Here is a 26,608-nt window from a genome sequence, read left to right as displayed (position 1 = left end):
GAATCCTTACATAAAATTTAGGACGAATTAATGACTCTTTCATTCCAAGAATTAGGCATTTCCCAAGAACGTGTTGCACAACTAGAAAAAATTGGTTTTACCGAACCAACTAACATTCAAGTCCAAGCAATTCCCCAATTGCTGGGTGGTCGTGATGTAGTAGGTCAATCTCAAACTGGAACAGGCAAAACTGCAGCATTTTCACTGCCTATTTTAGAGCGGCTAGATATTAATCAAAAAGCCGTACAAGCCATAGTTTTAACACCAACTCGTGAATTAGCAATGCAGGTTCACGATGCGATCGCACAATTCATCGGTGATGAAGGATTGCGGGTGTTAGCAATCTATGGCGGTCAATCAATTGACCGCCAAATGCTACAACTCAGACGTGGCGTTCACATGGTTGTGGGCACTCCAGGACGGGTGATCGATTTGCTCGATCGCGGCTGTTTAAAGCTCGATCAAGTGAAGTGGTTTGTGTTAGATGAAGCCGATGAAATGTTGAGCATGGGCTTTATTGATGATGTGATCAAAATCCTCTCACAAGCGCCCGTAGATCGCCAAACAGCTTTATTCTCGGCAACAATGCCACCATCAATTCGGATGTTGGTGAACAAGTTTTTGCGATCGCCTGCAACTGTTACTGTTGAGCAACCAAAAGCCGCTCCCAACAAGATTAATCAAGTAGCTTACTTGATTCCTCGCCACTGGACAAAAGCCAAAGCTTTACAGCCGATTCTGGAAATGGAAGATCCAGAAACAGCTTTAATCTTTGTTCGCACCAGACGCACAGCCGCCGAACTCACCAGTCAGTTACAAGGCGCTGGTCACAGTGTTGATGAATACCACGGTGACTTGTCTCAACAAGCACGGGAACGGTTATTGATCAGATTCCGTAACCGTCAAGTCCGTTGGGTAGTAGCAACTGATATTGCAGCACGAGGGTTAGATGTCGATCAACTCTCCCACGTAATCAACTTCGACTTACCCGATAGCGTAGAAACCTACGTCCATCGTATTGGTCGTACTGGTCGTGCTGGTAAAGAAGGAACAGCAATTTCTTTAGTACAACCATTTGAGCGGCGCAAACAGCAAACATTTGAACGTCATAACCGTCAAAGCTGGCAATTGCTGACCATTCCTACACGCGCCCAGATTGAAGCACGGCACATCCTGAAACTGCAGGAACAAGTGCGTGAAGCTTTGACAGGTGAGCGTTTAGCTTCATTCTTACCAATTGTTAGCGAACTAATTGAAGAATACGATGCTCAAGCGATCGCCGCAGCCGCATTGCAAATTGCTTACGATCAAACTCGCCCCGCTTGGTTGAGTTCAGATGTGGAAATTCCCCAAGAGGAATCTTCTGCTCCCAAGCCAAGATTGGGCAAGCGTCGTGAATCTTCTAGCGATCGCCCCCGTTCTGCATGGAAATCAGATAGTAACAATGGTGAAGAAAGACATTCTTCTCCCAAGCCAAAACTGCGGACAAGTGGGCAAGAGTCTTCTGCATCCCCCAGTAAAAAGATAGGTTCACCTACAGCTAGAGAATCAGCTTCTTAGTCAAGAGTTAGAAGTTAATCAATTTTGGATTTTAGATTTGAGGTTTTTTCTTCAATCCAAAATCCAAATCTAAAATTGGAGAGTTGAGAGTTAGGAGTCAATATTTTGGCTTTGGCTCTTGACTTTTTGGCTTTTTTGGTAACTTTTTCTACCAGTTTGCAGGAAGATCAATTTAAAGATGCAATGAGAAACTGACACTATCAGACTTACTATCGGGTTGGGAGCTAGTAGTGTCAGAAATTTGGCCTCCTGTATTTGAGTAGTTTAAAACTGCTACAGCCAAGGACGACTAACTAGTTCTAATTCTGCAATTTCATCGTCATTCAATTTCCAGCCCAAAGCACCAGCATTCTGCCGTACTTGTTCGGCTGTCTTCACCCCAGCAATGGGAATAACATTACCCTGAGCAATTAACCAGTTGAGAGCAACTTGAGCAGGTGTGCGATCATATTTTTCCCCGAAGTTGCGTAGCAAAGATATGACTGGGGCAATTTTTTGCAGACCTTCTTTCTTAAATTGCGGGTCTATTTTTCTCGCACCAGTGGGGATTTCAGCATTATTAATACTGTACTTACCTGTGAGTAATCCCTGTGCTAAAGGACTATATGCCAAGATCGTCACACCCAACTCACGCGCAGTTGCTAAAATACCTTTGCTTTCAATTTGGCGACTGAGTAAAGAATAACGGACTTGGTTCACAGCCAAAGGCACTCCACGGGCTCCCAATATTTGATGCGCGTCTCGCATTTGCTCTGCTGAGTAATTACTCACACCGACTGCCGCAATTCTGCCCCGCTTCACTTCATCCGCTAGAGCATTCATCAAAGTTTGTTGACTTAAAAAGAAGGCAAAAGGCCAATGCACTTGGTACAGTGCGATCCGCTCAAGTTGTAGCCGTTTGAGGCTGGCTGTTAAAGCATCCGAGACAGATTGGGCTGTAAATCGCCACGGTACGGGGCCAAATTTTGTGGCGATTTGTACAGGTTGTTGTGTCTGTTGCAGAAATTGCCCTAAAAATTCCTCGCTCTTTCCCATTCCGTAGATTTCGGCAGTATCAAAGAACGTAATACCAGCTTCTAAGGCTGCGGTAAATGCTTCTTGTAACTGTTCTGGGCCGTAGCGATCGCCATAATTCCAAAATAGTTTATCACCCCAAGCCCAAGTGCCTATGCACAAGGGTGTAACAGATGGGCCATTTTGCCCCAATGTGATATTTTCCACGGTTGCAAAATTTAGTTTATTTACATTTCTTTACTTTTATAGTGTATCGTTACAGACAAGATTGGGTGTGGGGAAGTTGATCTAGTGTTTTTAAGGATCTTCACGGTGCGATCGCGATTTAAACCCTGAATCAAACGCGCATAAGGGACTTTCAGTTAAAAAAATATCTTGTTTTAGGGACGCAAAGCCTTGCGCCCCTAAAAACTATAAATAATTTGGGATAATTTATTTTTTGCAAGTCCCTAAACAAGATCCCCGACAACTTTTACGAAGTCGAGGATCTGCGGGGTGCAATTCTCACAAATCAAATAGGATTGCTATAGTTGAGTGTATTTACTGGTAATTATGAATTAGATGGTTTCTCCTGCTTGACTTTTTTGATTAATTGCATGTAGACATTAATTTCACTAATTTCTACATCATGCTCAACTCTGGTTACTTTCCATTTCTCTTTTTTTAGGTAAACTTCCTCTCCTACTCTGGGAGTAAATTGAAGATCATAGAACTTTTTTAGAAAATCTTTTTGATTTTCTTCCCATAATATTACTTTGACTGGTGCTTGACTCATTACTTATGCCTTTTTGGTTACTGGATGAAGCTAAGTAGTTTGATGACATACATACGGCAAGTTTATCTTACTAATTCAATGGAATAGCGTAGTTAAAACCACATTTTAATATTGATATTTTTATCTGGCTTGATTGTGCCCGATAAAGTTACAGCACAATACCAGAACTTTAATAAAAGTTACTATTATATTTACTTCAAAATCTTTTATCAGCCAGGCAGTATTTGCTGCGATTTTGAATAAAATTCTATCAACGGTTCAAAAGTGTGAAATCGGTCAGAAGCGTGCCAGTGGCAATGCTCTTAAGCTGTTGTACCTAGTTAAGAAACGAGAATTGAATAGCGTGATTTATTAAGGGGTTAACCCTGGATGATCTGCACTTATAGTAAGAGTTTCTCCAAAACTAAATGCTACTAATGATTTATGCTATAAACACAGCGACAGATTACACAGCTACTTGATAGGATGTTTTAGAGTGTCGCACTTCTTTCTTCACAATATTTTGAATAAATATCATTATTGCTACTGATGCGGTTAGCAGTAAATGTTTTAAATTTGTTGCTTAATTTTTCTGAATACTAAAGCTTAGAATTAATTTCTAAAAGTTACTTATTAACTCCTCTCGTTGCTCAAATCCTTTGTCTCGTTCTTTAAAAACAGTAAGTGATCGCAAATTTGGATCAGGTCGATCTACTAGTTCGTTATTCATTAGCTTAATGACTTCTTGGGGTGGTTCATCTACTAAGCAGATTTTATTATATTTTTCTAAATATTTATTCCGCCATTCATTTAGTTCCAGAAGAATATTATCATCAAGTTCTTCAATAATAAAATTCTCTATTGGACGGATAAAATTCACCCAATAATCATAAACTCTCTGCGGTAATTCACTTGATTTATCTTTGCTATAAGATACTAAATAATGCCAAGGTCGCATATATTGAAACAAATGTTTGAGATGTTTTGGCTTTTTATTCTTACAACGTAAATAACGAACTGCAAATGCAGGAAGTATAGAACAGCCATAAATCTCCCTTAAGCTGTAGTAGTTTTCATATTCTAAAGGTAGTTCAGTTGAATTACTCCAGTTTGAATAAAGGCAGTACAAAGGAATCCGGGGATATGGTTTGGCTAAAGAATCATTTATGAGAATGTCGCATTGATGTAATGAATTTTTTGGATTTTTGTAATAAAGATGCTCAAAACATTGCTTTTTAATATCTATAACTTTAGCCTGTACTCGAAATCCTATCCATTTGTTTGCACTGGAATTAGTAAACCACCATTCCCAATCAGCGCCGTTTGCTCCTTCGTCTATTTTATTAAATGTTATGCTGCAAATTTCATCCGAGTGCCTGATTTTTAGCTCAAGAATATTTAAATCTGTTAAAGTTTCTTCTCCAATTTGACAATTAATAGAACGTCCTTTATCAAGCATATCCCATGTCCACAAGGCACGACTTCTGAAAGTGTCACATAAAGTTGGACGCATATATAAAATATAAAAAGTAATACATAGTTTTAGTATTCCCCAACTCAAGTGAAAACTTAGTTGTCCAGGACGCAGCATAACAATTTTTCGGGGGAGTGAGTGTAGAAGTGCTATGCAAACTTTAGAGACTGGAGTCCCATCCTACCAAGTCCCAACTCCGATGCTAGAGTCAACTGCATCAAGTTGATGCCTATTGGCTGCTGATTGGTCGCGCCTAACTCATCTAAATAGATTCGCTGCACTTGGTCGCTGTTGAGAAATATTCGATGAGTTTTTTGATCCCTTGGTTCCAAAGAGCGTGATGAAAAAATTACTACACAAAACTAATCATCGTACTGAGAACGATTCCTGTTCAAGTACATCAGTGACTCAGTAAAGAACCGATGGTAAAGGGCTTCATCTTTTTGGAATTGAACTTCAGCAAAAAAGATCGCTCTGGATGTTGCATCCTCTGGAGGTAAAAACACACCATCAATGCGACGAAAAGCGGTTTCTTTGACTTCAAGTGATTCAAATCGATAGTTTTGCCCTTGCAGAGGAGGATTATCAACCAGTTCAAAGAGTAACCCAGGAAAGCGTTTAAAAATTTGATAGTAAATGGAGTCTCGTTTCACTACTTCATCCTAAAATTCTCTTGTTATGCGATCGCGGATTACCACCAAACCCTAAAGATTAATCCTAACTTGGCTGAAGCTTATGCTAATCAACGTGTATAATTGCTTGCCAAATAAGTGCGATCGCATCGTAACTTCCATTTTTCGTTCGCTGATTTTGAGCGGGTAGGGTTTATCTTTATTTAAATAGAGAGAGATTAAATCCTATAAACTATACGAAAAAGTAGCTATGGCAAGCGGTGAAGTATTTGATACCAAAACAAAATCCCTATCTGTGCCAAGGGTAAACCTGCTGACCATGTTCCGGCTAGGTTTATTTCAGATGGGGTTGAGCATGATGTCCATTTTGACTCTGGGCGTACTCAACAGAGTCATGATTCAAGAAATAGCAATTCCGGCGACACTGGTTTCAGTAGTTTTAGCACTGCCTTTATTTGTTGCTCCTTCCCGTATCTGGTTTGGCCAGATTTCTGATGCCAAGCCGTTATGGGGATACCACCGCACAGCTTATGTTTGGGTAGGCGCGGCAATATTTGCGATCGCAGCATTTTTAGCTGTACAAGTAATGTGGCAGATGAATGTTGCTGGAAATAGTGCAGGTACTTGGGTATGGACAACCCAAACAATCGGCTGGACAGCACTTTTGGCTTTAGTGTTTGCTGTATACGGTCTAGGAATTTGTGCTAGCGGTACTGCCTTTGCTGCTTTGTTGGTGGATATATCTGAAGAAGATAACCGTTCTAAAGTAGTCGGTGTGGTTTGGTCGATGCTAATGGTGGGGATTATTGTTGGGGCAATTATTAGTGCCAGCTTGCTGAAACAGTTAACGCCAGAAGCAACTTTAGAAACCTTGCAGCCAGCAATCAACCGATTGTTTACTATCGTCCCAGCAATTGTATTTGGTTTAGCGATCGCCGCCACATTCGGCGTAGAAAAAAAGTATTCCCAATACTCAACCCGTTCCACACTGGTGAACCGGGAAGATAGCATTACTCTGGGCAATGCTTGGAAAATTTTGACAGCTAGCCCACAAACAGGTATATTCTTTACCTTTTTACTGGTGATGACTATCAGTTTGTTTATGCAAGACCCGATTTTGGAGCCTTATGCGGGTCAAGTGTTTAAAATGCCCCTAGCGGAAAGCACCAAATTAAATATTTTTTATGGAACAGGTCTACTGATTGCCTACGGCGTTACAGGCTTTTATATTGTCCCGCGTTTGGGTAAGCGCAGAACTGCACGTCTAGGCTGTATGTTGGTAGCATTCTGTGCAATCTTGCTAGGTATATCAGGATTCACAGCTAATGCAGCAGTTCTCAAACTAGGTTTGGTCTTATTCGGTTTAGCCACAGGTTTCTTAACTACAGCAGCAATTAGCTTGATGTTGGATCTTACCGCAGCGGAAGCCGCAGGTACGTTTATTGGGGCATGGGGATTAGCACAGTCCCTCTCTAGAGGTGTGGCGGTAGTCATCGGAGGTACAGTTTTGGATATTGGACGCAAGCTGTTACCGAGTTTAGAGTTAGCTTATGGACTGGTATTTGCCCTAGAAGCAGTAGGAATGGTGCTATCGATTTGGTTTCTAAATCGGGTGAACATCACAGAATTTCAAACAAGTACCAAGCAAGCGATCGCTTCGGTTTTAGAAAGCGATTTAGACTAAACTGTATAGGGCATGGGGCATTGGGCATTGGGCATGGGACAAATGACCAATGACCAATGACAAATGACCAATGACAAATGACTAATAACCAATGAATGATTTTTGGACAACAATTCTAGATTTTGCCCAAACTACCACTACCAGGGTGGGTAAGCAGCTAATGCAAGATTTTGGGCAAGTACAGGCTTCCCAAAAAGCTGATGGAAGTTTGGTGACGCAAGCAGATAAATGGGCAGATCAGGAAATTCGGGATGCGATCGCTTCTAATTTTTCTGGTTATGGCATTTTGAGCGAAGAGAGCGATCAGTCATTTCCCGGTACTGAGTGGTGTTGGGTAATTGACCCCCTAGATGGTACAACCAACTTTACACGCGGCATTCCCATCTGGACAATATCTCTGGGTTTACTGTATCGAGGTACGCCCATTTTCGGTTATGTTTACGCACCAACATTGAATCAAGCTTTTCATGGTTTTTGGGCGGGTTCATCTGGTTTAGCAACACCAACAGGAGCTTTTCTCAACCACCACCCCATCCACACTAGTATTGATAGTCCCAGCAATAATCACTTTTTTAACCTTTGTTCTCGTAGTACCGCAGTTATCAAAAACGGCTTTCCCTGCAAAATTAGGATGTTGGGTGTAGCTAGCTATAACTTTTTGACGGTTGCTACTGGGGCAACATTGGGTGGTATTGAGGCGACACCAAAAGTTTGGGATATAGCGGGGGCTTGGGTAATTGTCCAGGCTGCTGGTGGAGTATGGTCATCGCTTAAATCAGAACCGTTTCCGTTGTCACCGGGAGAAGATTATAGCGATCGCTCTTTTCCCACTTTGGTTGTCAGTCGTCCCGAATTAGTTCCGGTATTTCAACCTTTTCTGGATGGCGTAAAAATCTAATCAGCTGCTCTCACACTTAAAACAGTTATTTTGTCAATCAGAGTAGTGAACGGCGACATCCCGACATCAAAGTTAATAAAGCCCTAGTCAGACAAAGAATTGAGTATAAATAAAACTAGTAATAATCCTGTTTTAAGTGCCAAACCAATGTAGTTACTAATTTAAGTACCGTTGTGGCTTATATCACACTGCTTAATTTAGTATAAATAATTTTATGTTATCTAATCTAGATTTAATTCGAGAGTTTGTGCAAAACTCTATCCAGAAAAAAGAAATTTTGTTGTCAAATCCTGCTTTGACAGCGCAAACAGTTTATAAAACCAACCAACTGACAGCAAAAGCTGAAGGTGTGATTGCCACCTTTCAACTATCTAATACACTATCTGAATTCTTGATTTCTCCAAAATCATCCCAGTGGGAATTGATAAATCAGGTATTAGCAGAATATAGTTATCTTCTCAAAGGAGAAGTAGATAGTCGAGGTTTCTATCAGTATCAATACAGCGAAGTTCCCAAAGGCTATGAGATGCACTGTACTAAATCTGTACTTCTATGGCGAGCTTGGTGGAAATATCGCAAGTATACTTCAAGACTAGGGATTCCCTTGGAACTTCTGATCAGGACGCGGGATTCATGGTATCCAATCCGAGATTTAATTATTAGTGATGGACTTCTTTATATCAAAACTTTAGGAAGCGAGATCGCACTTGATTCAGAAGACTTGGTTACTTGGTTAAGCAAAATTGATGTAACTAAAACTAAAGAAATACCTAGTACAGAGACATAAGCGTGGGTAGAGGCGTATAGATGTACGCTCCTACAGCCGATTAATTATTTTGCAAAGATTTTTGAAACTGGTATGACAACATATTAGGCAAAGGACGTGAAAAAAAATGAAAGGACTTTGGCTCGAAAATAACCAGTTGCAACTACGTACAGATATTCCCATTCCTGAACCACCACCAGGTGAAGCTTTGATACGCGTCTTGCGTGCGGGTATCTGTAACACTGATTTGGAACTACTCAGAGGCTACTATCCCTACACTGGTATTTTAGGGCATGAATTTGTCGGTGTGGTTGAAAAAGGGCCAGAACACTTAGTTAACCAACGCGTAGTTGGAGAAATCAACGCTGTGTGTGGCCATTGTCGGTTTTGTCGGAGTGGACAACCAACTCACTGCGAAAATCGCACAGTTTTAGGTATTGTCAATCGGAATGGAGCCTTTGGTGAATATCTCTGTTTGCCGGTAAAGAACCTGCATTTAGTACCCGATAATGTGCCGACAGAAGTAGCTACATTTACCGAACCCATAGCAGCAGCTTTGGAAATTCAGCAGCAAGTGTCATTACGTCCAAATGACCGCGTGTTAGTGGTTGGAGATGGCAAATTAGGGCAGTTGGTAGCCCAGACACTAGCCTTAACTGGCTGTGAACTCTTGGCTGTGGGGCGACATCAAGACAAACTTGCCAACTTAGAGGCACGGGGGATTAAAACTGGTTTAGCTGATGCTGTAAAAGATGGATATTTCGATATCTCAGTAGAATGTACAGGCAACCCAGAAGGATTTGCGATCGCCCGCCGCGCCCTCCGTCCCCGTGGTACGCTTGTTCTTAAAAGTACTTATGCTGGCAACCTCAGCTTAGATGTTTCTTCTTTAGTAGTGGATGAAATCACTCTCATCGGCTCCCGTTGTGGCCCCTTTACTCCAGCCCTCCAGCTACTAGCCACAGGACAAATTGACGTACAACCCCTGATTCATGCCACTTACCCACTCATTGAAGGGCTTGTAGCTTTTGAACACGCTCAAAGTCACGGTGTTTTAAAAATTTTGCTGGAAATTAGTCATTAGTCATTAGTCATTAGTCATTTGTCATTGGGTATGGGTTATTACCCTTTTCCCCTTGTCTCCCTCATTTCCTCCAGTCCCCAATCCCCAGTCCCTAATACAAATAAGGATTAGTCTTCGGTTGATAGTCAAGACAATTGATCGCTTCTTCTGTATTGGCAATAGATGGGCGTACAGTACATTTCAGACGGTAATTGTCGGTAAAAAATTGGCAGCCAGTACAGGGGATTTGATGCATTTGCTTGGCTGTAGCCACGCTATCTCGCGCCGCCGTCCAGAGACTCATAACAACGAGAATAGTTATAGTCCAAGCAGTGATAAAGCATATTGGGATTAACAAAGGTTGAATCCCATGAAGGAGGAAAAATATCACTTCTAACATAGTATGTCCTGATACAAATTAGGAATTAGAAGTATATTAACTCCTAACTCCTAATTCCTAACTTCCGACTATAGAAGTATTTAAATACCAGCATGACCTAGCGCTAAACCTGTTACTAGCATTCCTAGCACAAGGAACGGTTGGGCGCTGGCTTGGTACTTAACATCATTCTTCACAGGATCGCGCAAGAAATACATATCTTGCAAGGTGATTTGCGGGATGATTAACAATACTAGGATTGCTGCATACAAATTCTCATGGATGCTGACGAGATAAGCTGCGATAAATCCTTGAAATACATCAATTGTCACTACACAAATCCATGCCGCAGTGGTGATACCAAACATTACGGGTAATGAATTTAATCCTAGCTGGCGATCGCCTTCTACACTCTTAAAGTCATTGACAATGGCAATACCCAATCCAGCCAAGCTGTAAAACATTGTCAAAACCACAATTGTGGAATTGAGATCGCCAAACAAAGCGTGTCCTGTAGACCAAGGTAGGGTAATGTAACTTGCACCCAAGGCATAGCTGCCTAGCCAGCCGTTTTGCTTGAGTTTCAGGGGAGGTGCAGAATAAATATAGGCGATGAAAGAACCGATAATTGCGATCGCTGTAATTGTCGGGAATTCATGACCAGACCACACATCCAACGCAAACGCCAAACCATAGCCAGCAATCAGTAACACCCAAATCTGAATAATTACCTGTGGTAGGGGAATTGCCCCAGAGGGAATCGGGCGATAGGGTTCATTGATGGCATCGATTTCGCGATCGTAGTAATCATTGAGGATTTGGGTGTAACCTGTCATCAATGGCCCAGCCAGCAGCATACAGGTTAATACCTTCAACACATTTTCCAGCGTCCAAGTATAGTTACCCGAAGAAGCCGCACCACAGACTACGCCCCAAATTAAGGGAATCCAGGTAATCGGCTTCATTAGCTGCAAACGAATTTTCCAAATTGAAGTTTCTCCAGCAGCTGCACCTTTCATCCCTAGCAACTGCCTAGTTTTCGCATTGCGATCGGCGGATGCTATTGCTTGCTCATTGGGATTATTTACCACTGAGTCTAATGCCTCAGATGGGTTAGGGTCTGGAGTAATGGGAGTTGATTCTGACATAATTTTTACTGATTAATTAGGCATTGGGCATTGGGGAGGCAGTGCGGTCTTGGGGTCTTCCCAAGTGGAGCAACTGCCGTCATTGGGCATTGGGCACTAGGCATTGGGCATTGGGATTAAGTTTCTTCCCTATTCCCTATTCCCTATTCCCTATTCCCCATGCCCCATTCCCCATGCCCCATTCCCATAACTTAAAACGAAATTATCAAATAATTATTCTGAAACTTTGCTCCAGCCACAGGTCTGCCACTGAGAGCCGGGGGTAGGGGAATATTCCGTCGCTGGTCTCCTGCTTCTACCGTGACTTCTGGCCCATATTGGGTAAGCTTGACCTGCTTTTTGTCAAATCCTGGCAAGAATAAGCGTACTTGACGATTGTGGATGTCTATTTCAATTGGTTTAGGAGCCTGTAAAGCTTGTGCTTCAAAGTTGGGTAGTGCGTCTATCAGTGCTTGCCAGTCACCTGTTGGCGAGTCGGGAACAACGCTCACAGGTAGGGGTATAAATTCCTCTGGCAGATTGACGTTTGTCTCAGGAGACACAAGCAGAACACCACCGACAGTTAAACCAATTTGTTGAGCGCTACCCCATAAATAACGAGCATTTGTTACGTCAATTGGATCTCCTGTGGTCACTAAGAAAGCAGCAAGACGCTTCGGATCGGCAAGAGCGGCTCTCCCTTTTTCCAAGAAATTATTGACTTGGTTGGTAGGCCCTGCAAAATTATCTGCTGTCCAGTTGATATTGAAAAAGCTGCTAATCAGGGGTTGGATTAAAGGCGATTCAGTAATAGTCTTCCCCAAATCGGAGTTGACAAATAATTGCCGAAATCGCCGGACATACCAACTGAGTGATTCTGGCAAACCCAACATTCGCAACGTTAAAGAGTCACCCGTGCCATCGTAGACGATCGCATCATATTTGCCACTGGCATCATATTCGCGGATAGCATTGAGAGCTAGGGCGTTGTCCATCCCTGGCAATACTACCAGTTCTTGACCAAAAACGTCTTTGAAGATGGGCGTGCGGAGATATTGTGCCTCCAGTTTTTTCACTTCGTCCCAGTTGCGCTCAAGCAGTACAGATGCTTGAAACTGTACCGCCTGTAACTTGGGAGCGATTTCTTGAGGATCGGCAGCAATGGTAGTACCCAACAGGATTGACAATGTTGGTTCTGCTTGTCCTGCTAGGAGTACGCGCTTGCCTTGACTTGCCAATAATTTGGCTGCGGCGATCGCAATTTTGGTACGAGCGGTGCCGCCTTTGCCCAAAAATGTCAATATTAGAGCCATTACTTGATTCCTGTTTTCACCGCCGATCTTTTCAATTCCAACTTAGCACTCAATAAAGATTCTCAACCTGTGCTGGAAATTTCAGATACTGAGAAAAACTCCGATCTGAGTTCTTTATTACTACACAGGTTTAATTTCATCTTCAAAAAACCAAGTGGAAGTATTGTCCTCAAACAGCACTACTACACCGATCCCACTATCAATGACTTTGTAGCCTTGAATGATACCCACTTGTCCTAGTTTTTTTACAATTGGGGGAGAAACGCGATCGCGCAAACGAAACACTTTAACCTTTTGTCCGATTTCCATGCCTGATTACAATGCAACAAACCAGTCTCAGTGTAGCGGAATCCGTGACTCAGCTTTCACAAATTCAGGGGAGATGAGGGAGAAAATTCTAAACTTCTAACCTCAGAACTTAAAATTAACCACAGATGCGATCGCAAGGATTAGTCGTATTGGTGGAACATTTGCGATCGTTAGAGGTTCATCTAGATAGCTTGAGTTAAGCAACCAAAGTAATAGTTATGTATCAAACTATCCTCCGTCCACCACAAGAAACCATGCTTAGGATGGATGATTTACCCAGTGAATTAATATGAAAATCAGGTTTTACGGATAAATTTCACTGCATTCAGGCGGATTTTCTGAGTGAGACTTGTCAACCTCTAAATCTTATCCATCTGAAGAAGTTTTGTTTGCTAGCAACTTAAACCTTTACTACCATGCCGGCCATCCTTTGTAATATAAAGGGTTTGTGGTTGCGTTGGTATACTTCAGGGGGTTGGGTGGCAAAGCTAGGAGAAAAAGCAGAGCAAGACAGCCAACGGCAGAGCGATTAGCAGAGTGTCTGCGATCGCAAGGAATTGATCCAGATAGCTTGAGTTAAGCAAAAACTTGCGTCCTTACACAAGACAAGCAGTGTTGCCAACAGAATTTATATTGCTAAGAAAAATATACTTAGCAATAGCCGATTCATTGTATAATCACCAAGACAATTTGTGTAAGATTTTCTAGTAATAATGTATTCCCCAAGTAACACAAGGATACTTTCATAGCTATTAAGCTTTATGGAGACAAATTGGGTGTGTCGGTAGTGAACGAGGAAGCAGGAATTGTTGCGAGCAATACGAGGATTTGTACATAAGGCAGGGAGGCTGAGGCGTATACTACCGATAAATGAACGGTTGTGGGCAAAGTTTGACTTGCTGAGAACTTTGGTGCGTCGTGATTTAGAAGCGAGGTATAAGGGTTCTGTTTTAGGCAATTTGTGGCCTTTGCTAAATCAGCTATCACAATTACTGATTTACACCTATGTGTTTTCGGTTGTGTTGAAGGTGAAGTTAAGTCTGAAAACTTTACCAGAAAATAACTTCACCTTTGGTTTGTGGCTATTTGCGGGTTTGCTTCCCTGGATTGCTTTTATGGGGGGTTTGATGCAGTCTGCTAGTTCAGTCGTAGGACAGCCGAATTTAGTCAAGAAAGTTGTATTTCCCCTAACTTTGTTACCGCTCGTGCCAATTTTATCAACGTTCATTGAGAGTTCCTTGGGTTTAATGGCGTTGATTTTTTTTGTGGCGGTAACTTCTCATACTTTACATGCTACCTTGGCGCTATTACCCTTTGTATGGCTAACACAGTTATTGCTAACGGCAGGATTGGGCTATTTAGTGGCAGGACTAACAGTGTTTTTGCGAGATATCCCGCAGACTTTAGGGGTGATTTTAAATATTTGGTTTTATGCGACACCGCTTGTCTATCCAGCATCAGCAATTCCTGAGCAATGGCGGACTTTGGTATTCTGGTTAAATCCAATAGCAGCGATCGCTGAAGTTTATCGTGACATAGTTTTAGTTGGAGAAGTCAAACACTGGGGCGAGTGGGGAGTTTCTTCACTAATTGCAGTTGTAATCTTTTTTGGGGGGTTGTGGTGTTATCGCCGCCTACGTCCAGCATTCGCCGATGTATTGTGAACTAACAGTTTGATAGCATGGAGTCATTTAGCTAGAGATGCCAGCATTAACTATGTAGTGACATCTGGCAAAATAAGATGAGTGCATAGGCGTACCCCGTCGTAGACATCGCATTTTAGCTTTAGTGTGTGAGTTTTTAGGATTGACAGCAAAAGTATGGGTGAAGAAATTGCTATTTCCCTTAAGAATGTCTCGAAGCGTTTCAAACGGTATAGCCGACCTGTAGATAGGCTAAAAGAAGTTTTGCTACCTGGTAAGAGTAGAACAGATGAATTTTGGGCACTTCGGGATATCAACATTGAGATTCCCAAAGGACAGACAGTTGGAATCGTTGGACGCAACGGTTCTGGAAAAAGTACATTGCTACAAATTATAGTGGGAACCCTGACACCATCCAGTGGTGATGTGCGAGTCGTAGGTCGAGTTTCTGCTTTATTAGAATTAGGAAGTGGTTTTAACCCAGAGTTTACTGGCAGGCAAAATGTCTTTTTTAACGGACAATTGCTAGGATTAAGTCAAAAACAAATCGAAGACAGATTTGATGATATTGCCGCTTTTGCCGATATCGGCGATTTCATCGAGCAACCTGTTAAAACTTATTCTAGTGGTATGTATGTCCGCTTGGCATTTGCTGTTGCAGTCAATGTCGATCCAGAGATTTTAATTGTTGACGAAGCACTTGCTGTTGGAGATGTTGTATTTCAACATCGTTGTATGCGGCGAATGCGTGCAATGATGGATTCTGGAGTTACAACATTATTTGTTTCCCACGATGCAGGCGCAATTAAAACATTGTGCAATTCAGCGGTGATGATTCATGACGGAAAAATACATACGACAGGATTGCCTAATACCGTTATAATTGAATATTTAAAATTAGTTACAGAACTTGAATTAGGTTTAGCACAAGATATTACAGTTAACTCCCAACAGCAAGGAAATACTGTTGTAGATAACTCAATACAAGCTTCAGATTCTCCAAATTTTGAAATTGAATCTCCGAGTTCCAATTTCAGCAAAGCAACACGCAGAGGAAGTGGAAAAGCCAGAATCGAAAGCGTAAAAATCCTGAATCAATTAGGTCATTATGCTGGCGAAAGTCCAATCTTTGCATTTAATGAAGAAGTAACATTAATTGTGAATTTAAAAGTTTATTCTGTTATAAAAAGTTGTATTGTTGGCTTTCATCTGTGTGATAAAAATGGCAATGAAGTAATTGGTAGCAATACTTTAGAAGAAAATATCAAAATAGATAAACTAGAACCAGGAGAAGAAATAGAAATTAAGTTCAAATTTAATTTACCTCTTCGACCTAGTTCTTATAGCTTAACAGTTGCTGGAGCTGAAAGCTATGAATCTCTTAGCTTTGACTGGATTGATAATATAATGGTTTTTCAAATTTTACCCCCAGACACTGGAAAGCTCATTCATGCTTTAGTCCATCAACCGATGGTGGTTAAAGTAAACAAAAAAGTTTTACCAACAGTTGTGACACCAGCTTAATTAATACAGATATTAAAGTTAGATTATTATGAATAAAGATTGGTCAAAAGATTATCCATCGGCTGAAAATCTTACAGAAGAAGGTTTGGGGGAAAACCACGTTTTAAGGAAAATGTTAAACCTCATTGGAGACAATCAGCGAGTAGTAGACTTTGGGTGTGCGACTGGTTACTTTGCTCAGTTACTTAGTAGAAAAGGCTGTATTGTCACAGGTGTAGAGATAAATCTAGATGCTGCTAAAGTTGCCGAACAGTACTGTAAAGAAGTAATAGTTGCCGACTTAGATTTTGTTTCTGTTACAGAAATATTGCCTAGCCAGGAATTCGATGTTGCAGTGTTTGGAGATGTTTTAGAACATCTGCGAAACCCTTGGAAAGTTTTGGAAGAAACCAAGCAAATATTAAAAAAAGATGGATATGTAATTGCTTCTATTCCAAATATTGCTCACGGTGCAATTCGCTTATCTTTACTACAAGGTAAATTTGAATATACAGAATTAGGGATTTTAGATAATACTCATCTGAGGTTTTTTACCAGAGAAACGGTTGAGGAGTTATTTAAAATACCAGGATATTTCGTAAATATTGCCGATCGGACAAAACTAGAAGTTTTTTCAGAGAGTTCTTTGATACCTCAAAATAAGAGAGAACAATTCGACAGTAATACTATTAAACAAATTGAAGAAGATAAAGATGCTGACACTTTACAGTTTATTATTCGGGCAGATCCTTGGACTATAGAAGGAGAATATGCTGCAATAAGCGAACGCTTCTCTAAGCTGTTGGAAGAATCGGAGCAATTGAAATCTCAACTACATTCAACGCAAGCAGAACTGGATCAAGCCCAAGCTCAAGTACAGGGTAATCAGCTTCAGCTGGAACGATCGCAGTCTAATCTACAACAAACGCAGACAGAATTGGAGCGATCGCAGTCTAATCTACAACAAACGCAGACAGAATTGGAGCGATCGCAGTCTAATCTACAGCAAACCCAGACAGAATTGGAGCGATCGCAGTCTAATCTACAGCAAACCCAGACAGAATTGGAGCGATCGCAATCTCAACTCCGACAAACTCAGGCGAAATTAGAGAAATCACAGTCTGAATTAATATATGCTCAAACTTCTATTACTGCAATGCAAAGCAGTAAGTTCTGGAAGTTAAGGAAAACTTGGTTCAGAGTTAAGGGTTTCCTAAATTTGGTTCCCGCCTCAGAAATATTTACACATAATAAGGAGTTAAACATAGTTAATAAAACAGAAGACATCCTGAAAACTTCTAACTCTCTTCAAGAAGATTTATTCACTGATAACAGGTTAAAAATGTTTGCTTTTATTAGTGGGTGCCCGGGAGATTCTTATCGTTATCGATGTCATCATCAAGCGGAAATCCTAAAGTACCTTGGCTATACAGTTGATGTATATGAACCAATGGTATTTTTATACAATGAACTTATCACTAAATATAAAATAATTATTGCTCATCGAGTTCCCCATACTAACGAATTTGAACAGTTTGTTTTCAATGCAAAAAAACTAGACATAAAAGTTATTTTTGATACTGACGACTTAGTGTTTGATCCATCCCGTATTTCTCAAATTCATGCTTGTACGCTAATGGATCAACAAGAGAAGACTTTATACGAAAATGGAGTAAAGCGATATCGTAAATCCATGTCTTTATGTGACTACATAACAGTAAGTACAAACAAACTCCAGCAAGAAATACAACAAACTTTTCCTGATGCAGTTTCAGTAATTTTACGTAATCGTATAAGTGATGAGATGGAACAAGGAGCGATCGAAGCTCGTAAGAGTTATGTTCCTAATGATGGGATGCTTCGGATTGCCTATTTTAGTGGTACTAAAACCCATGTTAAAGATTTTGCAGAATGTGTTTTAGCCTTAAAAAGCATTCTCACAGAATTTCCTTATGTCCGCCTCATGGTAGTTGGACATCTCGATATCCCAGAAGCATTACAGGAAGTTGCCTCACAAATAGAGTGTGTTCCATATATGCCTTGGAGGGATTTACCAGAACTGTACCGGAAAGTTGATATTAATCTTGCACCCTTGGAAAAAAATAATGACTTTACCGAATCAAAAAGTGAACTCAAATATTTTGAAGCAGCGCTTTTATCTGTCCCAACAATTGCTTCGGATACAAGTGCTTTTCGTGTCGCTATTCAAGATGGAGTTAATGGACTACTGTGTAATAATTTGGATGAATGGAAAGATGCTCTGTATCAATTGGTAACTAACCAGAAGTTGAGACAGGAAATGGGGCATAAAGCTTTTGAAGATGTAAATTCTCGCTATTTGACGCGGGTTGCAGCTACAGAAAGTATGGAGAAGTGGAAATATTTATTGGGGGGAAGTTTATCACCCAATAAACCTCTTTCCATTGCTTTTATTCTGCGAGCGCCAATTGCTCAAACGGGTGGAGGCTATAAACATATTTTTAATTTAGCTTATTATCTGGCAGCTAAAGAACACACCGTCAATATCTATATTGAACCAATTGCTCATCTAACCAATTTTACTACTGAACAAGTAAGAGATTTTTGCGAGGAGAATTTTGGGAAGAGTAAGGCTATCATTCATTGTGGTCATGCTGGAATTGTAGAATCAGATATAGCGATCGCTACAAATTGGCCTACAGCTTATGTTGTTGAGCAACTAGTTAATACCCGATTCAAAGCATACTATGTTCAAGATTATGAACCTTACTTTTATAAACCTGGAGAGGCTAACTTTACTCAAGCAGAAGCCACTTATAATTTACCTTTAAATATAATTACTTTAGGCAAGTATTTGGCAGAGATATTGAGCCAAAGAAATAAAATTGACTATCCGTATGTAGATTTTCCTTTAGGTGAAGTATTTTTAGCTGAAAATCCTATTTTGCATCGTCATTTAAGTACAACAAAACCCTGTTCAATACTATTTTTTGCTCGTCCTCATATCCCCAGGCGTAATTTTGCTTTGGGAGTAGAATCATTAAATAAATTGCATCAGCACAATTCTGATGTGCAAATCAAATTGTATGGACTGGAAGAAGCTTTAGAACTTCCATTTCCTTACGAAAATTTGGGAGTTTTAACTCAAGCTGAAACAGCAGAAGCAATGCGCTCATCTGACATACATCTATCTTTTTCTATGACAAATATAAGCACAGTTGTTTTTGAAGCAATGGCTTGTGGCTGTGCCACAGTCGAAGTGGATGTACCTCCAGTACGAGCAATGGTTAAGGAAGGAACTTGTCTATTATGTGAACCTAATTCACAAGCTGTTTTTAATGCATTAATGGATCTAATAAATAATGCTGGAATGAGGCAAAATATTGCAACGTCTGGCTATGAATCAGTGAAGGATCTAACGTTACAAAATATGTGTATGAAATTTGAGAAAATTCTTATGGAATATAGCTTTAGAATTAAAAGTTGAATTAAGTATAAATAAGGAAGCTATTGATTTTAGATTGAAAAATAGGAGTCAGTAGAAAACATGATTACTAGAGTAGATTATCAGTTAAATCGCTTGCAATTTTTAAATAAATTAGTGAATTTAGAAAATGCAGAAGGTTTAGAAATAGGAGCTTGCGATCTACCAACTGTTACCAAAGAGGTTGGCAAATGTGAGTTTGCCGATTTTCGTTCATCGGAAGAAATGATTGCTCTTTGGAACCTTCCTGCTGAAACAGTAATGCCGATCAAATATATTCTCCAAAGAGATATTAAAGTTCACCTTCAAATTCACAAAAAGTTTGATTTTGTAATTCTCTGTCATGTAATTGAGCATATTCCTAATGTCATTAGTTATATTAAAGATTTACATAATTTGCTTAAACCAGGAGGATTTCTAGTTATTGCCTGTCCAGATAAGAGAATAACTTTTGATGCTTCAAGACCCTCGACAACAATAGAACATTTACTCGACGATTATTACAATAACTGTAATTATCCTTCATTAGAACATATCTTGGAATTTGCCAAAGTTATATCTGAAGATTTAAAGCAGAAAAGCATAGAATCACCTAAAGAGTTTTATAAATGGGGATGCGAAAATTTTGAATCTGGACTTGCAGATCCTCATTGCCACGTTTGGACAGATGAAGAGTTTTTCACTCAAATGAAATACTTGATCGATGGGGATATTATTGAAGGCTTGGGAATTGTTGATAAACAATACAATGATGGTGCTTATAATGAATTCCTTATCGCTTTCAAATCTTCTGAATAAATCCAGATATAATCAGAGAAATATCAATTTGTAATGAAATTAGTTTGTTACATTATCAATTCATTAAATATGTCACAATCGCCTTTCCTATGCATCGGTTTACTATATAAGTATTACGCAAATGAAGTCTCAGTATAAGATAGCAGCTTATATAACTGCTTATGAAGATCCAAAAGCAGTTATGGATTGTCTTAATGCTATTGCTTGCCAATCCTCCTTTACGGTTGACAAGTTGCTGATATTAGATAACTCCACAAAAAAGCCTTTATTGCATCTCACAAATAAAGAAAATATTTTAATCAAGTTTCATCCAGAAAATATAGGAATTGCGGCAGGACTAACTTGGGCAATCAAATGGGCTATCGAACAAAAATATGACTTTTTATGGTCTTTTGATCAAGATAGTGTTCCGACTGCAAACTGTTTAGAAATTTTGCTAACCACTTATTATCAATTATCTCAACAGGATAATTATAAAATTGGCATTATTGCTCCTACTCCTTCTGATCCTAGAACGAGTAAAGTTATAGAAGGTGCAGTTTTTTTTAACGATCATTTTCTAGCACTTAAACATAATAGTAGTGTTGATTTTTATGAATGTGATTCACCGATTACATCAGGATCTCTAATTTCATTAGCTGCCGCTAAAACCATTTCTCCTCCTTGTGCTGACCTATTTATTGATGGTATTGACCTTGATTATGGATTGCGACTAAGACAAAAAGGCTTTCATAACCTGATTGCTACTAAAGCTAGTATGCACCACAATTTTGGTAGTCCTATTCAAGTAAAATTTATGAATAAATATCGCTACATACAACAATATTCAGCTTTACGTTATTACTATATATGTCGTAATCATAGTTATTTGGAAACTCGTTTTTCTCAAGGTTACTATCATTTCACTAGCTTAATTCGACGAATAAAATATATGCTGCTTCAAATTGTTTTTATTATGCTATATGATTTAGAAGATAAACAATTAAAAATATGGGCTTGTTTATTAGGGACTTATCGGGGCTTGATTGGAAATATTAGTAAAACTTGGTAGTTGAGATTTTTATCTCACACACTGTAAGAATGAACACACAATTAATTAAATCAGTATCAATTATCTTAGTTAACTATAATGGTGCAGATGTTTTAATAAATTGTTTGAATTCTCTAGAAAAATTTATTCCTAAAGATAACTGTGAAATTATTTTAGTAGACAATAATTCTCAAGATAATAGTATAGATATTGTTGATAATAAATTTTCTGAAATCAAATTAATCAAACTACCAAGAAACGTTGGTTTTGGAGCAGGAAATAATGCTGGTGCAAAAGTAGCAAAAGGGGAGTTTTTATTATTATTAAATACTGATACAATACTTACAAATAACATCTTACCCCATCTTATAGAATTAATGTCTGTAAATCAAGATGTAGGTGTTATTGGTACTAAATTACTTTTTCCAGATGGAAGTTTTCAAATTTCTTTTTCACCTGAAATCGGAATTAGAGGAGAGTTTAAAGCACAAAAGATACATAAATATGCTGAGAATAAAAATGCTCTTAATATTATAGAGCAGGATTTCCAAGATATTAAAGAAGTAGATATTGTCGTCGGGGCAGCATTTTTTATTAGGGCAAATTTATTTAATCTATTAGATGGTTTTGACGAAAAATTCTTCATGTATTTTGAAGATTCTGATTTGTGTCAAAGAGTCAGGAATGAAGGGTATAAAATTATTTATACTCCCCACATATCCCTAATTCATCTAAGAGGACATTCTGTAAAAAAAATATCCAATAAAATGTCTGTAGAATATAGACGCAGCCAGATTTACTACTATCATAAACATCGTCCGATGTGGGAAATTTTGACGTTAAGAGTATATTTAATATTTAAGTTTTTATATCAATATCTAAAAACATCCAATCCTTATAGTTGGGATATTATAAAACTAAGTTTTATGTATAAATAATTATGTCTTTATTAATTAACCTTTCATTTATACTTACTAAACCCACAGGGACTACGACTTATGCTTTTAATCTTTTACCTCACTTAAAATCACTTCAACCAACACTTTTAACTTCACAATATTTTCCTCACTATAATTCTTATCAAACTCCTGCTAATCAAACGTCAGAACAAGGTATTAAAGGTCATTTACGCCGCCTGAGATGGACGCAATTTAAACTACCAAAAATTTATAATAACCTCAAATCTAGTCTTTTATTCTCTCCACTTCCAGAAGCACCTCTTTATACCAACTGTCGTTTTGTAATCACGTCTTTTGACATGATACCGTTGCGCTTTCCCAAGCGCTTTTCACCACTCATACCTTACCACCGCTACTACACTCCCCAAGTTCTTAAACAAGCACAACACATTATTTGCATCTCTCAGACTACGGCTCAGGATATCACCAATTTTTACGGAATTCCTGCAAACAAAATTACCCCCATTCCCCTAGCCTACGATCGCACTCACTTTCGCCCTCTCAATCTACCCACCCGTAACTACTTTCTCTACATTGGTCGCCAAGAGCCTTACAAAAATATCCAGCGACTGATCGCTGCTTTTGCTGCGTTACCTAATAGCAAGGATTATGAATTGTGGTTAGTAGGACCAAGTGATTCGCGTTATACCCCAACTTTAAAAGCGCAAGTTGCACAACTCGGCATCACTAATCAAGTAAAGTTTCTAGACTATGTACCATATAGCGAATTGCCAAAAATCATCAATGAAGCGATCGCTCTGGTTTTCCCCAGTCTCTGGGAAGGCTTTGGTTTACCTGTCCTCGAAGCAATGGCTTGTGGCACTCCCGTCATTACCTCCAATCTCTCCTCCCTACCAGAGGTTGCTGGAGATGCGGCGATTCTGATCGATCCATACAACACTGGAGAAATTACAGAGGCGATGCAGGCGATCGCAACTAATTCGACACTGCGATCGCACCTTTCTAGTCAAGGTATTATTCACTCCCAACAATTCAGTTGGGAAAAAACAGGAAAAGCAACCGTTGAAGTATTATCCCGTTACATATAAAAAATAACTAAAGCGAGAATTTAGATCGCAGGATTTAGGATTTTGTCCAGATTTCAGATTATCTTGACTATTGACTCATAATTAATCCTCAATCCCTATGAAAGCACTAATTCTCTCTGGTGGAAAAGGTACACGCCTACGTCCCCTTACTTATAGCGGAGCCAAACAACTCGTACCAGTTGCTAATAAACCTGTTTTATGGTATGGCATTGAAGAAATGGTCGCTGCTGGGATTACTGATATTGGTATTATCATCAGCCCGGAAACTGGAGCAGAAGTCCAAGGGAAAACCGGAAATGGAGAATACTTTGGAGCAAACATCACCTACATTGTACAAGAGCAGCCACTCGGACTTGCTCACGCCGTCCAAATTGCCCATCCCTTTTTAGAAAATTCTCCCTTTGTCATGTATTTGGGCGATAACCTGATTCAACTAGGTGAATTACGCTACTTTCTGCAACAATTTAGTCAACAACATCCAGATGCTCTGATTCTCTTGCGTTCAGTTGCCAACCCTAGCGCCTTTGGTGTGGCTGAGGTAGATGATACAGGACGGGTATTACAGTTAATTGAAAAACCCAAAGTTCCTCCTTCAAATCTGGCATTAGTAGGGGTTTATTTCTTTTCTCACCTCATCTTTGATGCGATCGCAAATATCCAACCTTCTGCCAGAGGCGAGCTAGAAATTACTGATGCTATTCAATACCTAATTAATCAGAATAAGCAAGTTTTAGCATATAATCTTCAAGGCTGGTGGCTTGACACTGGTAAAAAAGATGACTTATTAGAAGCTAACCGATTGATTCTCGATACCTATCTGACAGTATCAGTTCTTGGCGAAATCGATGCCCAAAGTCAGATTATTGGACGAGTCCAAATCGGTGCAAAATCTAAAGTAATTAACTGCACAATTCGGGGGCCAGTAGTCATTGGTAGCAATTGTCATTTAGAAAACTGCTTTATTGGCCCTTATAGTAGCATTGCCAACAATGCGACACTTATTGATACTGATTTAGAACACAGCGTGATTTTAGAAGGCGCTAAAATTGCCGGAATTCATCAGCGCATTATTGATAGTGTGATTGGGCAACGGGCACAATTGACTCTTGCACCTCGCCGCCCTAAAGCCTTGCGATTTCTAATTGGCGATGACTGTCAAATTGAACTAACCTGATTTACTTGGTGAAAAGAGGAAAAGCCACGGTAACAGTGTTACCTGCTAGCTGTAAAATACAAGCATTAAATTACTCACACAATTAACACTGTGGTGGGTTACTCGAAATAATATTGATGAGTATTTTACATACCAAAATTCCCGAAGTTATACAACTCGAACCCAAAGTATTTGCAGATGATCGCGGATTCTTTTTTGAAGCCTACAACGATCGAAAATTTGCCCAAGAGACTGGTATTGTTACCAACTTTGTCCAGGATAACCACTCTTGCTCAAAACAAAATGTACTACGGGGATTGCACTACCAAATTCAACAACCCCAAGGTAAACTTGTTCGGGCCATTGTTGGCACTATCTTTGACGTAGCCGTAGATATTAGAAAAAGTTCGGCTACCTTCGGTAAATGGGTGGGTTATGAACTCAGTGCTGAGAACAAACGTCTACTGTGGATACCACCAGGCTTTGCTCACGGGTTTCTTGTGCTTTCAGAAATAGCCGAAGTTCTCTATAAAGCTACAGATTACTACACACCCCAAGGCGATCGCACAATTTTATGGAACGATCCAGATTTAGCGATAGATTGGCCTGTGAGTGCGCCACCGATTTTATCAGCTAAAGACCAAGCCGGGAAACCTTTGAGGACTGCTGAAGTATTTGATTAAGTAGTCATTGGTCATTGGTCATTGGTCATTGGTCATTGGTCATTGGATTTTGTCAGATACCCAGCCTCTTGCTATACCCTAAGCTTACTTTTATAGTGTGTGGAAAAACTTTGTCTTTCATCGAACTAATTCAAACCACGTTAAAGAGTGGGCGTAGCTTCTCTTGGACAAATGACAAATGACAAATGACAAATGACTAAATCAATTTTGCTGATTGGTAGCAACGGTCAAGTGGGTAAGGAACTAGAACAAATCCTCTCAAGCTATGGCGATGTTACCTCAGTAGCACGCCCAATAGTAGACCTTGCCCAACCCGATAACCTCCGCAACTTTATCAGAGAAAAGCAGCCGCAAATCATTATTAATGCTGCTGCTTACACTGCTGTAGACAAAGCCGAAAGCGAACCCGAACTTGCTAACGCTATTAATGCTACTGCACCCCTGATTATTGCCCAAGAAAGCCAAAAATTAGGAGCTTTTCTAATTCATATTTCGACCGATTATGTTTTTGATGGTAATGGCTATCGCCCTTACCAGGAAACCGATGCAACTAATCCCTTGAGTGTTTATGGTAAAACCAAACTTGCTGGAGAAGAAGCAATTCGGGAAGCCTGCGCCCATCACCTCATCCTCCGTACTGCTTGGGTTTATGGAACCTTTGGCAAAAGTAATTTTGTCAAAACTATGCTGCGGCTAGGAGCGGAGCGCCAAGAACTCCGTGTTGTTGCCGATCAAATTGGTAGCCCGACTTGGGCGCAAGATATAGCGGCAGTTATAGCCCAGACGATTCCCCAGTTAACCCCAGAAATTAGTGGCACTTATCACTACACTAATAGCGGCGTTGCTAGCTGGTATGACTTTGCAGTTGCCATTTTTGAAGAAGCTCAACAGCTAGGCTTTCCTTTGAAAGTTGAACGTATTATCCCCATTACAACTGCTGAATATCCAACACCAGCCAGTCGCCCAGCCTATTCTGTGCTTGCTTGTGGGAAAATTTCTGCCATTCTAGGGACTTATGCGCCTCATTGGCGACAAAGACTTCGGCAAATGCTTAGGGATTTGAAAATTGGGAATGGGGCATAGGGCATAGGGGAATGGCACACTTGTTAATCGCAAAGCCCTGATATAACTTGCTTTTTGAGTGTGGGGAGTGTGGGGAGTGTGGGGGGTAAGACTTCTTCCCCGTCCTCCCACACCTCCCACACCTCCCACACTCTGCAAGCAAGGAGGTTTCAGCTTAACAAGCGTGCCATTCGGGCATAGGGCATTAGGAATTTAGTATGATTATTTTCCTTATCCCCCTTGTCTCCCTCTGCCCCCTGCTCCCCATTCCCCATTCCCCATTCCCCATTCC

General features: G+C 40.0%; 23 protein-coding genes and 1 pseudogene. 16 read left to right on the top strand and 8 right to left on the bottom strand.

What is annotated here, in order from left to right:
• Positions 1 to 30: 30 nt before the first annotated feature.
• A complete protein-coding gene (locus IQ274_RS19500) occupies positions 31 to 1,560 on the top strand; it encodes a DEAD/DEAH box helicase (RefSeq protein WP_163934020.1) in 1,530 nt (509 codons plus the stop codon).
• Between the two features lie 273 nt (positions 1,561 to 1,833).
• Here the strand turns inward: IQ274_RS19500 and IQ274_RS19495 are convergent, their stop codons facing one another.
• From IQ274_RS19495 to IQ274_RS19480, 4 genes and pseudogenes are all read right to left on the bottom strand, one after another.
• Positions 1,834 to 2,781: an aldo/keto reductase gene (locus tag IQ274_RS19495; protein WP_163934023.1), complete on the bottom strand. Its 948-nt coding sequence runs from the start codon at positions 2,779 to 2,781 to the stop codon at positions 1,834 to 1,836.
• Positions 2,782 to 3,124: 343 nt separating this feature from the next.
• The gene (locus tag IQ274_RS19490; RefSeq protein WP_163934026.1) at positions 3,125 to 3,349 is read right to left on the bottom strand and encodes a hypothetical protein; all 225 of its coding nucleotides are present in this window, start codon (positions 3,347 to 3,349) and stop codon (positions 3,125 to 3,127) included.
• Positions 3,350 to 3,947: 598 nt separating this feature from the next.
• Positions 3,948 to 4,919: a DUF6615 family protein gene (locus IQ274_RS19485; RefSeq protein WP_194143165.1), complete on the bottom strand. Its 972-nt coding sequence runs from the start codon at positions 4,917 to 4,919 to the stop codon at positions 3,948 to 3,950.
• Positions 4,920 to 4,996: 77 nt separating this feature from the next.
• Positions 4,997 to 5,455 (bottom strand): annotated as a pseudogene (locus IQ274_RS19480) (Rpn family recombination-promoting nuclease/putative transposase); the annotation flags it as partial.
• A 229-nt stretch (positions 5,456 to 5,684) separates the two neighbouring features.
• Here IQ274_RS19480 and IQ274_RS19475 point away from each other — a divergent pair.
• The 4 genes from IQ274_RS19475 (at position 5,685) to IQ274_RS19460 (ending at position 9,866) form a co-directional block, all read left to right on the top strand.
• Positions 5,685 to 7,118, top strand: coding sequence for a BCD family MFS transporter (locus IQ274_RS19475; RefSeq protein WP_194143164.1), 1,434 nt, complete (start codon positions 5,685 to 5,687; stop codon positions 7,116 to 7,118).
• Positions 7,119 to 7,209: 91 nt separating this feature from the next.
• Positions 7,210 to 8,016 carry an inositol monophosphatase family protein gene (locus tag IQ274_RS19470; RefSeq protein WP_163934039.1) on the top strand — a complete coding sequence of 269 codons (807 nt, stop codon included), beginning with the start codon at positions 7,210 to 7,212 and terminating at the stop codon, positions 8,014 to 8,016.
• Between the two features lie 214 nt (positions 8,017 to 8,230).
• Entirely contained in the window at positions 8,231 to 8,803 is a 573-nt protein-coding gene (locus IQ274_RS19465; RefSeq protein ID WP_163934042.1) for a hypothetical protein, read from the top strand.
• A 106-nt stretch (positions 8,804 to 8,909) separates the two neighbouring features.
• Positions 8,910 to 9,866, top strand: coding sequence for an MDR/zinc-dependent alcohol dehydrogenase-like family protein (locus IQ274_RS19460; RefSeq protein WP_163934045.1), 957 nt, complete (start codon positions 8,910 to 8,912; stop codon positions 9,864 to 9,866).
• Positions 9,867 to 9,957: 91 nt separating this feature from the next.
• Here the strand turns inward: IQ274_RS19460 and IQ274_RS19455 are convergent, their stop codons facing one another.
• From IQ274_RS19455 to IQ274_RS19440, 4 genes are all read right to left on the bottom strand, one after another.
• On the bottom strand, positions 9,958 to 10,245 hold the full coding sequence (locus IQ274_RS19455; protein ID WP_163934048.1) for a hypothetical protein: 288 nt from the start codon (positions 10,243 to 10,245) through the stop codon (positions 9,958 to 9,960).
• Positions 10,246 to 10,325: 80 nt separating this feature from the next.
• Positions 10,326 to 11,372 (bottom strand): chlorophyll synthase ChlG, encoded by a 1,047-nt coding sequence (gene chlG, locus IQ274_RS19450; RefSeq protein WP_163934051.1) that lies wholly within the window; start codon positions 11,370 to 11,372, stop codon positions 10,326 to 10,328.
• Positions 11,373 to 11,563: 191 nt separating this feature from the next.
• Positions 11,564 to 12,664 carry an ArsA family ATPase gene (locus tag IQ274_RS19445; RefSeq protein ID WP_163937603.1) on the bottom strand — a complete coding sequence of 367 codons (1,101 nt, stop codon included), beginning with the start codon at positions 12,662 to 12,664 and terminating at the stop codon, positions 11,564 to 11,566.
• Between the two features lie 120 nt (positions 12,665 to 12,784).
• Positions 12,785 to 12,973, bottom strand: coding sequence for a DUF2862 domain-containing protein (locus tag IQ274_RS19440; protein WP_114082757.1), 189 nt, complete (start codon positions 12,971 to 12,973; stop codon positions 12,785 to 12,787).
• A 448-nt stretch (positions 12,974 to 13,421) separates the two neighbouring features.
• Here IQ274_RS19440 and IQ274_RS37430 point away from each other — a divergent pair, with 448 nt between their 5' ends.
• From IQ274_RS37430 to rfbD, 11 genes are all read left to right on the top strand, one after another.
• A complete protein-coding gene (locus IQ274_RS37430; protein ID WP_265578557.1) occupies positions 13,422 to 13,553 on the top strand; it encodes a hypothetical protein in 132 nt (43 codons plus the stop codon).
• Positions 13,554 to 13,791: 238 nt separating this feature from the next.
• Positions 13,792 to 14,637, top strand: a complete 846-nt coding sequence (locus IQ274_RS19435) for an ABC transporter permease (RefSeq protein ID WP_163937617.1) — start codon at positions 13,792 to 13,794, stop codon at positions 14,635 to 14,637.
• 156 nt (positions 14,638 to 14,793) lie between these two features.
• Positions 14,794 to 16,140 carry an ABC transporter ATP-binding protein gene (locus IQ274_RS19430; protein ID WP_194143163.1) on the top strand — a complete coding sequence of 449 codons (1,347 nt, stop codon included), beginning with the start codon at positions 14,794 to 14,796 and terminating at the stop codon, positions 16,138 to 16,140.
• Between the two features lie 28 nt (positions 16,141 to 16,168).
• Positions 16,169 to 19,585 (top strand): glycosyltransferase, encoded by a 3,417-nt coding sequence (locus IQ274_RS19425; protein ID WP_194143162.1) that lies wholly within the window; start codon positions 16,169 to 16,171, stop codon positions 19,583 to 19,585.
• Positions 19,586 to 19,645: 60 nt separating this feature from the next.
• Positions 19,646 to 20,380 (top strand): class I SAM-dependent methyltransferase, encoded by a 735-nt coding sequence (locus tag IQ274_RS19420; protein ID WP_163937612.1) that lies wholly within the window; start codon positions 19,646 to 19,648, stop codon positions 20,378 to 20,380.
• Between the two features lie 121 nt (positions 20,381 to 20,501).
• Positions 20,502 to 21,431 carry a glycosyltransferase family 2 protein gene (locus tag IQ274_RS19415; protein ID WP_163937614.1) on the top strand — a complete coding sequence of 310 codons (930 nt, stop codon included), beginning with the start codon at positions 20,502 to 20,504 and terminating at the stop codon, positions 21,429 to 21,431.
• A 29-nt stretch (positions 21,432 to 21,460) separates the two neighbouring features.
• Positions 21,461 to 22,348: a glycosyltransferase family 2 protein gene (locus IQ274_RS19410; RefSeq protein WP_194143161.1), complete on the top strand. Its 888-nt coding sequence runs from the start codon at positions 21,461 to 21,463 to the stop codon at positions 22,346 to 22,348.
• Positions 22,349 to 22,350: 2 nt separating this feature from the next.
• Positions 22,351 to 23,418, top strand: coding sequence for a glycosyltransferase family 4 protein (locus tag IQ274_RS19405; RefSeq protein ID WP_194143160.1), 1,068 nt, complete (start codon positions 22,351 to 22,353; stop codon positions 23,416 to 23,418).
• A gap of 97 nt (positions 23,419 to 23,515) precedes the next feature.
• On the top strand, positions 23,516 to 24,592 hold the full coding sequence (locus IQ274_RS19400; protein WP_194143159.1) for a glucose-1-phosphate thymidylyltransferase: 1,077 nt from the start codon (positions 23,516 to 23,518) through the stop codon (positions 24,590 to 24,592).
• A gap of 116 nt (positions 24,593 to 24,708) precedes the next feature.
• Positions 24,709 to 25,254, top strand: coding sequence for a dTDP-4-dehydrorhamnose 3,5-epimerase (gene rfbC / locus IQ274_RS19395; protein WP_194143158.1), 546 nt, complete (start codon positions 24,709 to 24,711; stop codon positions 25,252 to 25,254).
• A 192-nt stretch (positions 25,255 to 25,446) separates the two neighbouring features.
• On the top strand, positions 25,447 to 26,337 hold the full coding sequence (gene rfbD, locus IQ274_RS19390) for a dTDP-4-dehydrorhamnose reductase (protein ID WP_194143157.1): 891 nt from the start codon (positions 25,447 to 25,449) through the stop codon (positions 26,335 to 26,337).
• Positions 26,338 to 26,608 lie beyond the last annotated feature (271 nt).

It is taken from the genome of Nostoc sp. LEGE 12447 (assembly GCF_015206985.1).
Taxonomy (GTDB): domain Bacteria; phylum Cyanobacteriota; class Cyanobacteriia; order Cyanobacteriales; family Nostocaceae; genus Nostoc.
This window is presented reverse-complemented; position numbering and strand designations above follow the sequence as displayed.

Excerpts from the sequence above, each read along its gene's own strand:
- IQ274_RS19410 (WP_194143161.1), top strand. The coding sequence starts at position 21,461 with ATGAACACACAATTAATTAAATCAGTATCAATTATCTTAGTTAACTAT.
- IQ274_RS19460 (WP_163934045.1), top strand. The coding sequence starts at position 8,910 with ATGAAAGGACTTTGGCTCGAAAATAACCAGTTGCAACTACGTACAGAT.
- IQ274_RS19430 (WP_194143163.1), top strand. The coding sequence starts at position 14,794 with ATGGGTGAAGAAATTGCTATTTCCCTTAAGAATGTCTCGAAGCGTTTC.
- IQ274_RS19415 (WP_163937614.1), top strand. The coding sequence starts at position 20,502 with ATGAAGTCTCAGTATAAGATAGCAGCTTATATAACTGCTTATGAAGAT.
- IQ274_RS19470 (WP_163934039.1), top strand. The coding sequence starts at position 7,210 with ATGAATGATTTTTGGACAACAATTCTAGATTTTGCCCAAACTACCACT.
- IQ274_RS19405 (WP_194143160.1), top strand. The coding sequence starts at position 22,351 with ATGTCTTTATTAATTAACCTTTCATTTATACTTACTAAACCCACAGGG.
- IQ274_RS19425 (WP_194143162.1), top strand. The coding sequence starts at position 16,169 with ATGAATAAAGATTGGTCAAAAGATTATCCATCGGCTGAAAATCTTACA.
- IQ274_RS19445 (WP_163937603.1), bottom strand. The coding sequence starts at position 12,664 with ATGGCTCTAATATTGACATTTTTGGGCAAAGGCGGCACCGCTCGTACC.
- IQ274_RS19475 (WP_194143164.1), top strand. The coding sequence starts at position 5,685 with ATGGCAAGCGGTGAAGTATTTGATACCAAAACAAAATCCCTATCTGTG.
- IQ274_RS19500 (WP_163934020.1), top strand. The coding sequence starts at position 31 with ATGACTCTTTCATTCCAAGAATTAGGCATTTCCCAAGAACGTGTTGCA.
- IQ274_RS19400 (WP_194143159.1), top strand. The coding sequence starts at position 23,516 with ATGAAAGCACTAATTCTCTCTGGTGGAAAAGGTACACGCCTACGTCCC.
- chlG (WP_163934051.1), bottom strand. The coding sequence starts at position 11,372 with ATGTCAGAATCAACTCCCATTACTCCAGACCCTAACCCATCTGAGGCA.
- IQ274_RS19455 (WP_163934048.1), bottom strand. The coding sequence starts at position 10,245 with ATGTTAGAAGTGATATTTTTCCTCCTTCATGGGATTCAACCTTTGTTA.
- IQ274_RS19440 (WP_114082757.1), bottom strand. The coding sequence starts at position 12,973 with ATGGAAATCGGACAAAAGGTTAAAGTGTTTCGTTTGCGCGATCGCGTT.
- IQ274_RS19465 (WP_163934042.1), top strand. The coding sequence starts at position 8,231 with ATGTTATCTAATCTAGATTTAATTCGAGAGTTTGTGCAAAACTCTATC.
- rfbC (WP_194143158.1), top strand. The coding sequence starts at position 24,709 with ATGAGTATTTTACATACCAAAATTCCCGAAGTTATACAACTCGAACCC.
- IQ274_RS19490 (WP_163934026.1), bottom strand. The coding sequence starts at position 3,349 with ATGAGTCAAGCACCAGTCAAAGTAATATTATGGGAAGAAAATCAAAAA.
- IQ274_RS19485 (WP_194143165.1), bottom strand. The coding sequence starts at position 4,919 with ATGCTGCGTCCTGGACAACTAAGTTTTCACTTGAGTTGGGGAATACTA.
- rfbD (WP_194143157.1), top strand. The coding sequence starts at position 25,447 with ATGACTAAATCAATTTTGCTGATTGGTAGCAACGGTCAAGTGGGTAAG.
- IQ274_RS19420 (WP_163937612.1), top strand. The coding sequence starts at position 19,646 with ATGATTACTAGAGTAGATTATCAGTTAAATCGCTTGCAATTTTTAAAT.